The organism is Pontibacter roseus DSM 17521 (genome assembly GCF_000373265.1).
GTDB classification, from domain to species: Bacteria; Bacteroidota; Bacteroidia; order Cytophagales; family Hymenobacteraceae; genus Pontibacter; species Pontibacter roseus.
Window position 1 is genome coordinate 228,991 of record NZ_KB890761.1, and the last position, 14,717, is coordinate 243,707.

At 50.2% G+C, this 14,717-nt stretch carries 10 protein-coding genes and 1 pseudogene; 2 read left to right on the forward strand and 9 right to left on the reverse strand.

What is annotated here, in order from left to right; genetic code table 11:
* Window positions 1-32: 32 nt before the first annotated feature.
* The 3 genes from B051_RS0101025 to rbfA all read right to left on the reverse strand — a co-directional run bounded on the left by B051_RS0101025 (window position 33) and on the right by rbfA (window position 2,655).
* On the reverse strand, window positions 33-1,256 hold the full coding sequence (locus B051_RS0101025; protein WP_018476310.1) for an ABC transporter permease: 1,224 nt from the start codon (window positions 1,254-1,256) through the stop codon (window positions 33-35).
* A 167-nt stretch (window positions 1,257-1,423) separates the two neighbouring features.
* On the reverse strand, window positions 1,424-2,233 hold the full coding sequence (locus B051_RS0101030; RefSeq protein WP_018476311.1) for a class I SAM-dependent methyltransferase: 810 nt from the start codon (window positions 2,231-2,233) through the stop codon (window positions 1,424-1,426).
* Between the two features lie 17 nt (window positions 2,234-2,250).
* Window positions 2,251-2,655, reverse strand: a complete 405-nt coding sequence (rbfA, locus tag B051_RS0101035; protein WP_018476312.1) for a 30S ribosome-binding factor RbfA — start codon at window positions 2,653-2,655, stop codon at window positions 2,251-2,253.
* A gap of 102 nt (window positions 2,656-2,757) precedes the next feature.
* Between rbfA and B051_RS0101040 the strand changes: the two genes are divergently transcribed.
* On the forward strand, window positions 2,758-4,164 hold the full coding sequence (locus B051_RS0101040; protein ID WP_018476313.1) for a hypothetical protein: 1,407 nt from the start codon (window positions 2,758-2,760) through the stop codon (window positions 4,162-4,164).
* 18 nt (window positions 4,165-4,182) lie between these two features.
* On the opposite strand, the gene rpiB is transcribed toward B051_RS0101040, so the two are convergent.
* From rpiB to B051_RS21870, 4 genes are all read right to left on the reverse strand, one after another.
* Complete coding sequence (gene rpiB / locus B051_RS0101045; RefSeq protein WP_018476314.1) at window positions 4,183-4,620, reverse strand: ribose 5-phosphate isomerase B; 438 nt, start codon at window positions 4,618-4,620, stop codon at window positions 4,183-4,185.
* A 3-nt stretch (window positions 4,621-4,623) separates the two neighbouring features.
* A complete protein-coding gene (gene tatC / locus B051_RS0101050) occupies window positions 4,624-5,466 on the reverse strand; it encodes a twin-arginine translocase subunit TatC (RefSeq protein WP_026236112.1) in 843 nt (280 codons plus the stop codon).
* A gap of 36 nt (window positions 5,467-5,502) precedes the next feature.
* Entirely contained in the window at window positions 5,503-6,777 is a 1,275-nt protein-coding gene (gene glyA / locus B051_RS0101055; protein WP_018476316.1) for a serine hydroxymethyltransferase, read from the reverse strand.
* Between the two features lie 198 nt (window positions 6,778-6,975).
* Window positions 6,976-9,660, reverse strand: coding sequence for a T9SS type A sorting domain-containing protein (locus B051_RS21870; protein WP_157578448.1), 2,685 nt, complete (start codon window positions 9,658-9,660; stop codon window positions 6,976-6,978).
* Between the two features lie 514 nt (window positions 9,661-10,174).
* On the opposite strand from B051_RS21870, the gene B051_RS0101065 reads away from it, so the two are divergent.
* Window positions 10,175-12,271, forward strand: a complete 2,097-nt coding sequence (locus B051_RS0101065) for a T9SS type A sorting domain-containing protein (RefSeq protein ID WP_169336187.1) — start codon at window positions 10,175-10,177, stop codon at window positions 12,269-12,271.
* Window positions 12,272-12,350: 79 nt separating this feature from the next.
* On the opposite strand, the gene B051_RS0101070 is transcribed toward B051_RS0101065, so the two are convergent.
* Together B051_RS0101070 and B051_RS23025 are read right to left on the reverse strand one after the other, a co-directional pair.
* Window positions 12,351-13,169 carry a T9SS type A sorting domain-containing protein gene (locus tag B051_RS0101070; RefSeq protein ID WP_245539551.1) on the reverse strand — a complete coding sequence of 273 codons (819 nt, stop codon included), beginning with the start codon at window positions 13,167-13,169 and terminating at the stop codon, window positions 12,351-12,353.
* A gap of 51 nt (window positions 13,170-13,220) precedes the next feature.
* A pseudogene (locus B051_RS23025) lies at window positions 13,221-14,603 on the reverse strand (Ig-like domain-containing protein); the annotation flags it as partial.
* Window positions 14,604-14,717 lie beyond the last annotated feature (114 nt).

A 14,717-nucleotide genomic window follows, 5' to 3' on the forward strand; every position in this document is an offset into this window, starting at 1 on the left:
CGCCTGAGAGAAAGTGTGGCTATACCTGCCGGTTAGATGTGTTCTGTGACGGACATGGCGGCCGCCTTGCGGGCCGGCCTGATAGAAACGAGCAGGGTGATGACGACAATGGCGAGCCCCGTCAGCACGAAATCTCCCACCTCCATCTTGACGGGATAGGAATCTACCACAGACGTGGCCATACCCATAGACACCAACCCAAACGTCTGCTGCAGGTTGCAGACGAGCATACCCAGCGAAAGCCCGTAGGCAGCACCAATGAAGGCGACCAAAGCTCCCTCCATTAGAAAGATGTTGCGGATGGTTTCCTTCGTAGCCCCCATGGAGGCCAATATGGCAATGTCCTTCTTCTTGTCTATCACCAGCATGGAGAGGGAGAAGAAGATGTTGAGCGAGGCGATAAGCAGGATGAAGGCGAAGGTGATGAACACGAACAGCTTCTCCACCTTCACGGCACGTAGCAGGCTGGTATGCTGCTCATCGCTGTTCTGCACCTTGAACGACTCTCCCAGCAACTGCTGCAGCGAGCGCTTCACGGCCTCAATCCGGTAGCCTTTGTCCACCTTTATCTCGAGCGAAGTCCGCCGGCGGCCATACTCCATGAGTTCCTCGGCAAACTGCAGCGGCACAAACACATAGGCGTCGTCGTACTGCCGCTCAATGGCGAACACGCCTCCCGAGGTGATGTTGAGTTCGTTGAAGGCCCCTTCCGGGTTGAGTGGGTTGAATTTGGTGTTGCGCGGATACAGGAACTGCATGGGCGTGAACCGATTGCCCGTTCGGATGGAGAGCTGGTACTGCACGCCACGCCCAATCAGGGCAAAGTAGCCGTCTTTGCGGTACAGGCTATGGCTGCCTTCCACCACAGCGGAGTCGATGTCATTCTGCTCAAAGAAGTTCTCACTCACGCCTTTCACCTTCACCACCATCTGGCGGTCGTTGTAGCGCAGCAGGGCGTTGTCCTCAATCACCTCCGTCACCACGGCTATACCTGGGGTACGCCGGATGCGGTTCATGAACTCGGTATCGGTCTCAAAGGATTTCCCCTCCGCCGCGGATATCTTCAGGTCTGGGTCAAAGCTGCTGTAGATGGCCCGAATCAAATCCTCTAATCCATTGAACACCGAGAGCACGATAATCAGCGACATGGTGCCCACGGCCACGCCAATCATGGCGATGTTGGAGATAATGCTAATGATGTTCCTCTTCTTCCTGGAGAAGAAATACCGCTTCGCTATGAGAAAAGGAACGTTCATTTAGTTGTGTTAATGGCTGATTATGAAATCGCTAGATTGTTGAGTTGTGTGGTATACCTTGCTCATCATTTTCCCTTTTACTGCCGCAGCAGGCAATTTCCTTTTGTTACAAAGGTAGAGGAGTAGGTATGGCAATAGAGAACGCTTCAGCAATTTAGCAATTTAATTTACTTCCACGCCTTCACAATCAAACCGGTGCCGGACGGATGGTTTCCATTCACGTCCAACCAGTTGAGCACCAGGCACACCGGGAAGGTGAGCAGGTAGTAGAAAGGCAGCACTAAAAAGAAGGCTTTGGAGGCTCCCAGCATCAGCAGCGGGTACTTCATGGACAGGCGCCACGACACCTGGCCAGGCTTCCCGTACGAATAGCGGGCCTCCACTCTGCTGAAACCAGCCAGCTTCAGCTTGTCCTGTATCTCCTGGATGTTATAGCCGTCACGTACGTGTTCTTCGATGAAAGACGTCTCGCCATCGCCGTGCACGTCAGAGCCGCCCTGGTCAGAAGGGGTGGATATGACGAGCATGCCGCCCGGCACCAGCGACGCCTGAAAGTTCCGGAACACCTCCACGTCTTCGAGTATGTGCTCCATCACATCCACGGAAAGGATGAGGTCGTAGGTGTTGTCCTCTCTATACTTAACCAAGTCGCCAATGCGGAAAATGACGTTCTGCCGCCCTATGTTGCGGAAAAAGCGGTTACTGTCTGAAATCTGCTCTTCCTTGACGTCAACCGCCAGGATGCTCCACTTGGCACTTTGGCTGGAGAGCCAGTAGGTATACTGTCCAAAACCGGAGCCGGCGTCCAAGATGTGCTGCTCCTGGCCTTTGCGGCTGGAGGCCCAGGCATTCAGCTCTTTGTGCACATGCCAGGCGCGCAACAGCAACAGGTCCAGCAAATTGTAGAATACGCGGCGCAGGAAGGGTGTCTGGTTGAACACGTTCCCCAGCACACGCTTAATCGGGTCATACTGCATAAGGGTGATGCAAAAAACTAGCGGGAATTGGTCTCATCTTCCTCTGCGTCCTCGTCTTCTTCGGGGGCAGGGGGTATGTCCAGGTTGGAGAATATTTTATCGATGTGTGCAGCATACTCGGCGCTGTCGTCGAGGTAGAAAACGAGCTCCGGGATGACGCGCACCTGCTTTTTGATGCGCTGCGCCAGCAGGTGGCGGATGGTTTTGGTGTTCACGCGCAGCTCCTGCAGCATGGCCTCGTTGGTCTCCTTGGCGTTCATCACGCTCAGGTATACCCGGGCCAGCCCCAGGTCAGGCGACACGCGCACCACGCTCACCGAGATGTAGGCGCCACCGAACAAGTGCGGCACTTCCCTCTGGAAGATTTCTGCCATCTCTTTCTGAATGAGGCGCGAAAATTTCTGTTGTCTTTTACTTTCCATATGAAGATGCAAATATCATATTAATTTCGCATTTTTACCCCAATTGTGCCTTACTCATTTCGTTTCAGGCCGGTGTATAGTTCCCTCTAACTCCGTCTTCCTTTGATTAGTTACTTCCGAAGCATACTGCCTTCCCGACTGTTTCTGCTTATCTTGCTGTTCCTGGCCATCCGGATTCCCCTGGTTTTTCTGGGTGTACCGGCTACTGTGTCGGAGCTGCTCTACATGCTGGTGGGCGAGCGCATGGCCGATGGCTTTGCCATGTACCGCGACATCTACGACAGCACAGGACCGCTCTCCGCCTTCTTTTACTGGACCATAGACGTGGCAGCAGGGCGCTCTTACCTGACGTACCGGCTTACGGCTACATTCCTGTTGCTGCTGCAGGCAGTCTTCTTCAATGTTACCCTCAACCGCTACCAGGTATACGCAGGCAAAGGTTACATCCCGGCCCTGCTCTACCTGCTCATGGGCAGCATCACCTTTGAGTTTGACATGCTGACGCCGCTGCTCATCGGCAACACGTTCATCATCTTCTCCCTGCCTTACATCATCACCATTTCTCGCGAAGGCCTGGACAATAACCGCCTGTTTGTAGGGGGCTTTATGGTGGGTTTGGCTGCGCTCTGTTATTTGCCGCTGGCTTTGTTCCTGCTGGTGGCGGCCTTTGGGGTAGTGCTTTTCTCATCGAACACGTTCCGCAGCTTCCTGCTCATGCTGTGCGGTTTCGCTTTTCCGTACGCGTTGCTGGTGACGTACTACCTGTACACCAACACCGCCTCTTACTTCCTGGAGATGCACCTGCTGCAGCCCTGGCAGTTCCAAATCAGCACGCTGCTGCCGCCTGCTCACCTGGCCAAGGCGTTGCTGCTGCCGGGCCTGCTCCTGCTGCTCTCTCTCATCAGTACCACTTCGCTGCCGCAGCGGCTCGTGTTTCAGGATAAATTCCAACAACTGATGACGGTATGGCTGTTAGTGAGTGCCGTGCTAGTGTTCACGCGGCAGGAGATATCAGTGGGGACTTTCCTGGTCATGCTGCCGCCTATTGCCTACTTCGGAGAGTTTCTCTTCGCTAGCCGCACCAAAAAATGGATTCTGAACCTATACTTCTTCCTATTGCTAGGTGGAGTGCTCCTATTACGCTACCGGGAGCCGCTCGGCATCAACAGACTTGTGCAGGTAGACGATTCAAGGCTGTTGCTGCCACAGCGACAGCAGCCTGAAATGATGACGGGCAGCACCGTGCTTGTGCTGGGGGATGACTATAGTTACTATGAACAGAACAAGCCGGCCACGCCATACCTGAACTGGGAGCTCTCGCAGCGGCACTTCGGGCGACTAGACGAGTACCAGGCCGTGTATGAGCTATACCTGAACTTCCGACAAGAGTCGCCAGCCTACATTGTGGACCAAGCCGGCCTGATGCCACAGCTGAAACACAAACTGCCGTCCGTCTTCGGGGTATATGCGCCCACACAGACAGCGGCAGTCTATAGAAAGTCTCGTTAAATCGCTGTTGCTATACCTTTAGCAAACCGGAATTTTGTCTACGCGGTTCTGGTGGCGCCCCCCTTCAAAGTCTGTCTCCAGGAACACACGCACCATGTCCGCCGCCTCCTGCTCCGACACGAAGCGGGCAGGTATGCACAGCACATTGGCGTTGTTGTGTTGCCGGGCGAGCTCGGCCAGCTCTGCTTTCCAGCACAGCGCTGCCCGTATCTCCTGGTACTTGTTCGCCGTCATGGCCACGCCGTTGCCGCTACCGCAAATCAGGATGCCGAAGTCAGCGTCTTTGCTCACAACTGCTTTGGCAAGCGGGTGCACGTGGTCGGGGTAATCGACGGAGGCATCTGAGCCTGGGCCGAAGTCCATCACGTCGTGGCCTGCCGCAGCCAACTGTTCCTTCAAGAGGCCTTTGTAGGTGAAGCCGGCGTGATCACCGCCTATCGCTATCTTGTATGCCATACCTTAAGAGTTGTTTTCGTTTAACTTTTTCAAATCACGTTTGATGATGGACCCGGACACCCGTATGCTAACTTCGTAAAGTATGATGAGCGGCAGGGCTATCAGCAACTGGCTTATCACATCTGGGGGAGTGATGATGGCCGCAACAACCAGAATCACCACGACGGAGTGACGGCGGTACAGCTTCATAATCTCCGGTGAGAGCAGGCCAGCCTTGGTAAAGAAGTATACGATAACCGGCAGCTCGAACATAATGGCACAGGCCAGGCAGAGCGTAGTGAGGGTAGAGATGTATGAGGACAAATCGAACTCATTGACAATAGAAGGGTCTACCTGATAGCCTGCCAGGAAGTTGATGGAGATAGGAGAGACTACGTAGTAGCCAAACAGCAAGCCCATCATGAACAGAATAGAGACCCAGAACACAGCCCCTTGCGAGTTCTTCTGCTCCTGCGGGTACAGACCTGGCTTCACGAAACGCCATATCTCCCAGAAGGCATACGGAAAGGCACAGGCCAAACCCAGCACCAGCGACACCATGATGTGCATCGCGAACTGCCCGCTCATCTGCCGGCTTTGTATCGTAAAGCCCAATTCTGTGATGCAAAGCACATCAGAGCCCATTTTCTGCCCAACTTCGCACATGAACTGATAGCTGAAGAAGTCCGGCCGGGAAGGAGCCAGGATTATGTCATGAAACACGAACTCCTTAGCCAGAAAAGCCGCTATCGCAAAAACGAGAATTGAGCCTAAAGAACGGATAAGGTGCCATCTCAACTCTTCCAGGTGGTCCACAAAGGACATCTCCTGCTGCTGCTCTCCTTCTTCCAAATATGGTTGATCCATCTATCTAGTGGCCCTCTGTATACCGTTTGTCAATTTTTAGTAAGCGAAAAGCGGGTACTGCTTCATCCAACTGTTCACTTCTTTGCGCGCCGCCTCTAGCTTGCTATCGTTGTCATGGTTAGTCAGCACGTCATCCATCAACTCCACAATGCGGGCCATATCGTTCTCTTTCAGGCCTCGTGTTGTGATAGCAGCCGTACCCACACGCATACCAGACGTCACGAATGGTGACTTGTCATCAAACGGCACCATGTTCTTGTTGATGGTGATGTCAGCCTTCACCAGTGTGTTCTCAGCCAGTTTGCCGGTTATACCTTTCGAGCGCAGGTCAATCAGCATCATGTGGTTGTCTGTACCACCTGAGATGATGTTGTAACCGCGCTCCACGAAGGCGGCAGCCATTGCCTGTGCGTTTTTCTGCACTTGCTGGATGTAGGAGGTATAGTCATCAGAAAGGGCTTCAAAGTACGCCACCGCCTTGGCAGCGATGACGTGCTCCAGTGGCCCGCCCTGCGTTCCAGGGAACACAGCGCCATCCAACAGAGACGACATCATGCGGGTTTCACCCTTTGGTGTTTTCAGACCGAATGGGTTCTCAAAGTCTTTCCCCATCATAATCATACCGCCTCTTGGGCCACGCAGCGTTTTGTGCGTAGTGGTCGTCACAATGTGGCAATGCTCAAATGGGTTGTTCAACAGCCCTTTGGCAATTAGGCCAGATGGGTGGGAAATGTCGGCCAGCAGCAGTGCGCCCACCTCATCGGCAGCGGCCCGCAATTGCTTGTAATCCCAGTCACGGCTGTAGGCGGAGGCTCCGCAGATAATCAGCTTCGGCTTCTCGCGTCGAGCGGACTCTACTACTTTATCAAAATCAATTAGCCCAGTTTCCTGCTCCACGCCATAGAACGAAGGCTGGTATAGCTTGCCAGAGAAGTTCACCGGGGATCCGTGCGTCAGGTGACCGCCGTGGGAAAGGTCAAACCCCAGGATTTTATCGCCAGGCTGTAGCACGGCCAGCATCACCGCCGCGTTTGCCTGTGCCCCTGAATGCGGCTGCACGTTGGCCCAAGCGGCGCCGAACAGTTCTTTGGCACGGTCAATGGCCAACTGCTCTGACTGATCTACGATTTCACAGCCACCATAGTAGCGCTTGCCTGGAAGCCCTTCCGCGTATTTATTGGTCATTTCGCTGCCCATGGCCTGCATCACCTGCTCCGACACGAAGTTCTCGGAGGCAATCAGTTCGATGCCATGCATCTGGCGCTCTTTTTCCTTGGCAATCAGGTCGAAAATGGCTGTATCTCTTTTCATTGCTGCTATGGTTTTGTGAATCCTCCAAAATTAAAGCTTGCACCGGAATAAACCAATGTTTCAAAAGTTTATATACGCCGCTGCCACAGCGACTGGATTTTACTGCTCTTCCTTTTTCTTTTGGGTGCCGATAGGTATGGCGCAAAAAGAAAGCCCGCCATTGACTGGCGGGCTTTCCTATACCTTGTGAGGTAGATGTTACTGCTTTATCAGTTTCACCTGCTCTGTCTTTCCGTTGAACTCCGTCATCAGGATGTAGATGCCGGCTGGCAGGTTGCTGCTCAAGTTCAGCTCGATTCTGTTTTCGCCAGCTTCAATGTCGTACGACTTGCTGTCTACTCTGGAGCCGTTCATGTTCAGCACTGTCACGTTCAGCTTGCCTGCTTCTGCAGCCGGGAATACCAGCTTAGACTCTGGCGTAACTGGGTTAGGGTATACCTTTACGCCTGCCGTCATTCCTATACCTCTTGATTCCACAGCTACTACTTTGCTGTACTCGAACGTGCCATCTAGGTCCACCTGCTTCAGTCTGTAGTAACGTGTGCCGGTGAAGCTGCCCATGTGGCGGAACTGGTAATTTTGCTTGATGGAAGTAGTGTTCACTTTGCTATGCACTCTACCTACTGCTTTAAACTCAGCCTGCGCACCCTCAGACACTTCTACATCGAAGTAGTTGTTGTCCTGCTCCGAAGCCGTTGCCCAAGTCAGCGCCACCGCATCATTCTGCTTCACCGCTTTGAAGGAGATAAGTTCTACTGGGAGAGGGGTAGAAGGAGTTACACCATTGATAACAAGCACCTTGGTTTCTGCATCCGCTGATTCATGAGTGATAGATGCAGTAGAGTTACCAGCAACTGTCGGAGCGAATTGTACCCAAATCTCAGATGACTGCAAGGTATTGTCTACAATTTCATCGGTGAACACAAGCGTTTTAGTGAATGGACCATTCTCGCTTCTAGAGATAGTGTAGGCTCCAAGGGCACCACTCACGTCCACTGTCACACTGGCACCATCGTTTAGATTTACTGCACTAACTTGGTACAGCTTCTTGTCAGTAACTCCCACAGCAGCACTCAGGTTCATGGTTGTTTCTGAGATAGTAATTACTGGTTTACGCGGTGCTACTGTCGCAGTAGCGTTTATATTGAGCGTTTTAGTCTCAGCGTTGGATGTTTCATGGGTGATAGAGGCAGTTGTGTTGCCTGCCGAAGTAGGAGTATATTTTACCCAGATATCAATTGGTGCTAATGTTCGATTAACAATATTAATAAACTCCCCCTCCTCATTAACCTCTCCATCCACAATAATATTATCGTTGATAATTATAGAACTTGAAAAAGGACCATCAATGCTTTTAGATATGGTGAACACCCCTGTTTCACTACTCATCTCCAACGACACACCAGCTCCTGCATTTAGAAATTCTGCACTTACCTGATACTGTTCAACAATACTTTCCCCAACATTCGCACTTATGCTTATATCAGATTTAGATATCGTAATGAGAGGTTGCTTTACTGTGAACTCTATCCCTTGGCTAGAGCAAACAGCATTATAGACTATAATAAGACCTGACTGAGCTCCTTCAGGAATCTGTAAATCTATAAGGTTATCACTTTCCACATAGTAGTTTGCATCTACCCCTCCAACAGTTACTCTTGATGTTCTGCTGAAGTTAGAACCATGCACATAGATTTGGCTTCCAACTATACCATCATATACATCAAGTTCTTTAGTCTCAGGGCAAAGCCAGCCTTCACCAGTTACTGTGAAAATGTAGGGGTTTATTTCTTCATCATTATTTGCAATAGTTATAGTTGCAGACATTAAAGCTTCTTTCGTTGGCCTAAAAGCTATACTAAAAGTAGTACTAGCACCAGGAGGTATCACTGCATTTGTTGCGGTAAAGTCTAGTTCAAATTCGGAAGCATCTACACCAGATATGTCAATGATAGGAGTTTCTGTAAGAAGTAGGTCAGCCGTTCCTGTATTCTCAATACTAAATACAACAGCCTGGCTTCGTGAACCTACTGGAATCCTTCCAAAAGAATACCTGCCATCTGGACTTAATATATCTGCTGTTCCTTGCTTGATGTTTATTTTTGGTACTGCCTTCATAACATGAACATCATCCACTACGATTGTTCCTGATGTGATATTTAATAATTCAATCTTTACAGTTCTAGTCTCTGGTTTCAAGCTGAAGGTAACTTTCTCCCCTGTAGTAGTATTTGTTTTTTGAATAAACCTATCTCCAGCCAAAGTATAATCACCCCCAGTAGCCTTCTCAAATACACTTATAGTTGCACCAGTAAAATTTCGATTCCCCTCTGATCTTACCCAGAAGGTGACAAGCCCGGCTATATCATCAAAAGTTATTTCTATAGCAGAGCCCTTTTTATCAAAGCTTGCCGAGCCGCCTGCCTCGCTTTCTCCCATGTTAATCGACTCCTTGTCCACGCCTAGCTTAGTAGAAACCCAGCCTGGTGTTTTATCTTTATCGATGTTACTCCACGGACCTCCATAGCTTGTGTTCAACGTGGCAACTTGGCTATAGGCTTGTACTGCTCCTGCTAAACAGAAGAACAGAAGCAACAGTAGCCTCGTTAAAGTTTTCCCTTTGAAAAAGGAAGAGATAAGGGTAGAAGTTTGTGCCATAGCGTAGCGATTAAATAACCCGAAAAAAATAAATAATGAATTGATAATGCTTAATGTTTCCTTGGCTTTCGGCTTCCGGGCCAATTCCTTTGAGAGCTTTCTTCTCCAAAAGTGGCTTTCAGCTCCTAATGCCTTACTTACTGTTGATAAATATAATGCAAAGCTAATACAAAAGGCAAACATATTTACCAAAAACTTATATATAAATATTATCAGATAATCCACTTGTAGAATTTAGGATTAAACCAATAACCAATTTACTGCCATATAAACTCGGAAATTCCTTCCACATACTTTGTAGCCTATTGGCTGTTTAATGAAGGCGCCCCATCATCTGTTATACCACTAACGCGATAGTTATTCCTGCAATCCAATTGCCAGCTCAGTGAAGGCCTGCTCTCAATGTTTTATAGTGGCCTTATTTGATTTTGTTAGTTTTAATTATAACGAAGCTAACATATTGTAAATATTATAACATAATGATTTGTATATATATATAAAACCCAATAGATTCCCTAATATTAAGCTGACAAAAGCGAATAATAATGTATTAGAAAATTTCAATAATAGAATTGTATCACTTAAAATCGCTAAACCTATGGAACAACCTTTACAACACTCACTCCCCCTTCACCAAGAAAAAAGTAGGGGTAAAACAGTACCATTACGCCCTTCTGAAAGTCTATTGCTAAAGAGCATGCTTACCTTACTGTTTCTTGTACTATTAAGCGTGCCTGCTGTGGCTTCCCACTTCAAAGGTGGGCAAGTAACTTACAAGTACCTGGGCAACGGGCAGTATGAGATGACTACAAAGGGCTATTGGGACAAAGATGCAGTAGGAAGCGTCGTACTGAGCTACGAAGGCTCGCCTACTATCAACACAGGCACCACCACCGTGTCAAAAACACTGCTTCCTGACGGCATGACGGTAGAGCACATCCAGCGGCAGCGCATCACCTGGTCAAAGCCTGGTTTGTACCAAATCTCCTGGAAAAGCTGCTGCCGGGCCAATGGCTCTAACTTTGGGGCGGAGGAAAGTGGCTTGTTTGCAGCAGTGAACTATAATCCCGATGCCGTAAGCTCCTCGCCTCAGTTCTATGACCTGCCCATCTTCAACTACAACGTGGAAAGCGCCATCAGCTTCAACATGAACATGGAAGACGCGGAGGGGCATGGGCAGGAGTATTCGCTGGAGATTCCTTACGGGCTGACAGGCGACCCATACAAACTGATGAAGGAGACCGGCTTCAGCATCAGCAACGATGGCATCATCAGCTGGGAAAAGCCGCTGAAGGGCTTGTGGTTGGTAAACGTAAAGCTCCGGGAGAAAATAAACGGTGAGTTCACTGGGGCTTTCGTACTCCGCGACTTCATACTGAACATCACCTCCAGCGACAATACACCTCCTGTTTTCACCTCTGTAGAGGAGCAGTATGTGACCCAAGGCCAGACCATCTCCTTTGAGGTGTCTGCTCAGGATGCCCAGCAACAGAACATAGCATTGAATGCGAATAGCTCGCTCTTAGAGAAAGGAGCCACCTTTGCACAGTCTGTGTTTGGCAATGCAGCTAAGGGCACCTTCACTTGGGCAACCAAAGCCGAAGACCTGGGCAGGTATGCTGTGCAGTTTGTAGCCACTGACTCTGACATCGTGCCGCTTTCCGCTCAGATGACGGTGTATATCAACGTGGTTGAAAAGAAGGAGGAGGTATGCGCTACAAGCGTTACCTACACGATAAATTCTGCCCCATGCGCAGGAGGGAGCAACGGCAAAGTAACCCTCACAGGCACAAACGGTACAGCCCCCTATACCTATTCCTTAGACGGTGGTACCAGCTTCAGGGCCTCTGCTACATTCGACAAACTGGCTGCCGGCACTTACTCAGCTGTGGTGAAGGACGCCAAGGGATGCACCAGCGCACCGGTGCAAGTTAAACTGACTACTCAGGCTTCATCTAATGTTATATTTGCCTTGCCCACGTCTTCCATATGCGCAAGCGCTTCTCCTCTTGCTTTGTCAGGGGGCTCTCCGGCTGGAGGCAATTATACAGGCACCGGGGTTACTAATGGCTCATTCCATCCTGCAGTGGCGGGAGTAGGCACACACACCATCACCTATACCTACACTAACGAGTCAGGATGCAGCAGCACCGCATCGCAACGTATAACGGTTGTAGCGCCTACCGCTGTGAATGCTGGCCCTGACCAGACGGTGACGGTAGGGTATAATTCTGCCGCAGCCTGCGCCACGCTTACTGCAAGCGCAGAAGGCACCTCCTATACCTACCGCTGGAGCAACGGAGCCACTACCCAGACCATCAAGGTTTGCCCCACCACTACTACCACCTATACCGTAACCTTGACCGATGCATTTGGCTGTACCAGTTCAGATGAAGTAACGGTGTTTGTAAAGGATGTGCGTTGTGGTAACAAGAAGGAAAAGGTAGTGGTGTGTCATAAAGGAAAGCCAATCTGCATCGCTCCCCAAGCTGTGCAGGCTCACTTAGACCACGGATGTGTAGTAGGTGACTGCAGCGACAGCCCAACAACCGATGCGAAAGAGGAGTCAACCGAGGGGGCTATCGTATCTGTGTTCCCTAACCCGATGTCCAGCCAGTCACAGCTACACGTCATCACCAAAGAGAAGGGCAACATCACTATTGATATACTGGACATGAATGGCAAAGTGGTGTTGAAGCTGCATAAAGGGGAGGTCCAAGCCGGGCAGGAACTCAACTATGAGCTAAAGCGCAGCATCGGCCCGAACAACATCTACATCGGCAGAATCATCACGGAAAAAGGAGTCCAGACCTTTAAGCTGATGATAGCAGAATAATCAGCCAGCATTTTAAAAGGAGAAGGGCCCGCAGCAGATGCTGCGGGCCCTTCTCCTTTTAAAGCTATACCTTGAGATTTTAGTTCTTCATGAGTTTGAAGGTGTGCTTAGTGCCGTCACTATCCACCACGTGCAGGAAGTAAATGCCTTTCTGTGTCACGTGCGCCGTGTTGACAGTAACCGTATTGCCCGACGTCTCGATAAGTTGGTCTGCAATCAACTGCCCATGCACATTCATCACCGTGGCCTTCACTTTACGCGGCTCCGTACCGTTCAACTTCACAGTCACCACTTCCTCAAACGGGTTCGGGTAGGCCGCCACCACTCCGTTGCCGCCGTCCAGGGACACGGCCTGCACCGAGGAGAGGGTGGTCGTGCCGTCCAGGTCCACCTGGGCCAGGCGGTAGTAGCGCGTGCCCGACACGGCCCTGGTGTCGAGGAAGGAGTAGCGCTGCGCCATGGAGGTGGTGCCCACCTCGCTCCTGACGAAGCCCAGGTTCTGGAAAGCGCGCGCGTCGGTGGACACCTGCACCTCGAAGCCCCTGTTGTCCTGCTCGGAGGCCGTCGCCCACGTCAGCTGCACCCCCTGCGCGTGCCGCTGCGCCTTGAAGGAGATTAGCTCTACGGGGAGGGGAACAATACTTGTATTAGTAATGCGGTAAATCCTATTTGGTGCAATCACATTAGAATAGCAGGAGTAGTACTGCTCCCGAATCGTAAGGTCTAATCTGAGTGCATCAATATTCCCTGGCATCGACTGAATGGTATAGGCAGGAGTATTGGCCCCTTGTACCCAATCTGTAGAACCCGTAATCTGGTAGTGCCACTGATAAGCCTCGATTTCCGCTGCAGGTATGTTAGATGTAAAGGTAAAAGTTGCAGACTTACCTGCTTCCATTCCGGATGGTTCTATGATGCTGCCGGCAGCTTGGACAGAAGGTGTTACAGTGACTGGCACTGTAGCTCTGGTTACACTCTCGCATCCCAATGCATTGTTTACTTTGCTCACATAGAAATAGGTTGTGCCTTCAGGTAAGGTGCTGGTGGTGTAGCTGGCTCCTCTGTGTATAGCTGTCCCTCCGGTCAAGCTGGTATACCAGAGATAATCCTCGCCTGGTATCGCGCCTGTAGCTGAGAGCGTAACCGCACCTGCACCACAACGGCCTGCTGGCGCTACACCAGGTGTACCTACGGTCTCTCCTTGATGCATGACGTGCACGGGAGTCGGCAAGCTTCTACATCCTCCTGCCGCAGCCGATTTTACTATCTCTACAGTATAGCCCCCGCTCTGGTTTGCTCTCTTTCTTTCCAACCTTGATGTAGTACCAACAGCTACTGCTCCTGATACTACAGCTCCACTTGCGTCGTACCAAACATAAGTATCACCTGGCGCGGCACCACTCGCTACCAACGTTACATTCCCTGATGGACAGTCCTCTGTAGTGGCTACGACTGGAGCATGAACATTACCAACAAGCACCGTTACAGGAGTTCTGTCACTCTCACAGTTACCATTCACCCTGGACACGTAGTAAGTAGTTGAAATCGAAATTTGGCCTGTTTCTAAAGTAGACTTGTTCTGTCCATTAATCAGTGTGCCATCGGCAGTGTACCAGCGATAACTCGCGCCTGCTGTATTTCCTGCAACCGTTAGGGTAAAGGTAGCAGCAGAGCAACTACTGGCTGGGACCACCTGCGGTGCAGGTGGCTCGCAAGATTCTATAATGGATAAATTATCCAGATACAGATGCGAATTATTTTCATTTGCTTGGCTAAACAACCTCAGAGCTATGTATTGATTGTTCTCAGTATTCGGTGCAGTGAAGGTAATGGCATAGCCGGAAAGCTCTGAGTTTTTGTTTACTGCAACACTACCCTTTGCAGTTCCGCTAGCGCTTCCAGCCTCAACAATACTACTACCTTGAAGTACCTCTATATTCCCCGATGCTGCTGCATTTTGGTTATTTGCACGTGCCTGGAACGACACGGTATAGGTATAGCCTGCTCTTAAAGTCAACGGATGAGAACTGATAACGACATAACCGCTATAGCCTGGTTCATTGCCATTTACTGTCAATGCCTGTAATTGTCCTCCTGATACTCCAATGCCGCCTCGACTTATTCCCTGTATACTCAAACCTGCACTACTATCAAAAGCATTTGGTCCATACAACGGTACCACTTGGCTATACGCTGCTGTACCCAGTTGAAGGAATAAAACCAGTAACAGTAGAGAAAAGAGCCTCGTTCTGCCGCTTAGCACTACTCCCACTGCTTTAAGAGCAGGGCGTGCACAAGAGATGGTAGACTCTAAATTGTAGAAGTGTTTCATGACAAATATCGGTTATATCTATTGGTAATCTGTATTGATTAATAGGCGAGCGCTGCTCAAAGTGGTCTTTAATACATATTAACTTTACCACCAATCACAGCAAGCCTTTGCTAG

What these genes read in the sequence shown, in the direction of transcription:
- B051_RS0101025 (WP_018476310.1), bottom strand. Translation starts at nt 1,256, where the DNA reads ATGAACGTTCCTTTTCTCATAGCGAAGCGGTATTTCTTCTCCAGGAAG.
- B051_RS0101030 (WP_018476311.1), bottom strand. Translation starts at nt 2,233, where the DNA reads ATGCAGTATGACCCGATTAAGCGTGTGCTGGGGAACGTGTTCAACCAG.
- glyA (WP_018476316.1), bottom strand. Translation starts at nt 6,777, where the DNA reads ATGAAAAGAGATACAGCCATTTTCGACCTGATTGCCAAGGAAAAAGAG.
- rpiB (WP_018476314.1), bottom strand. Translation starts at nt 4,620, where the DNA reads ATGGCATACAAGATAGCGATAGGCGGTGATCACGCCGGCTTCACCTAC.
- tatC (WP_026236112.1), bottom strand. Translation starts at nt 5,466, where the DNA reads ATGGATCAACCATATTTGGAAGAAGGAGAGCAGCAGCAGGAGATGTCC.
- B051_RS0101070 (WP_245539551.1), bottom strand. Translation starts at nt 13,169, where the DNA reads ATGGAAGCAGGTAAGTCTGCAACTTTTACCTTTACATCTAACATACCT.
- rbfA (WP_018476312.1), bottom strand. Translation starts at nt 2,655, where the DNA reads ATGGAAAGTAAAAGACAACAGAAATTTTCGCGCCTCATTCAGAAAGAG.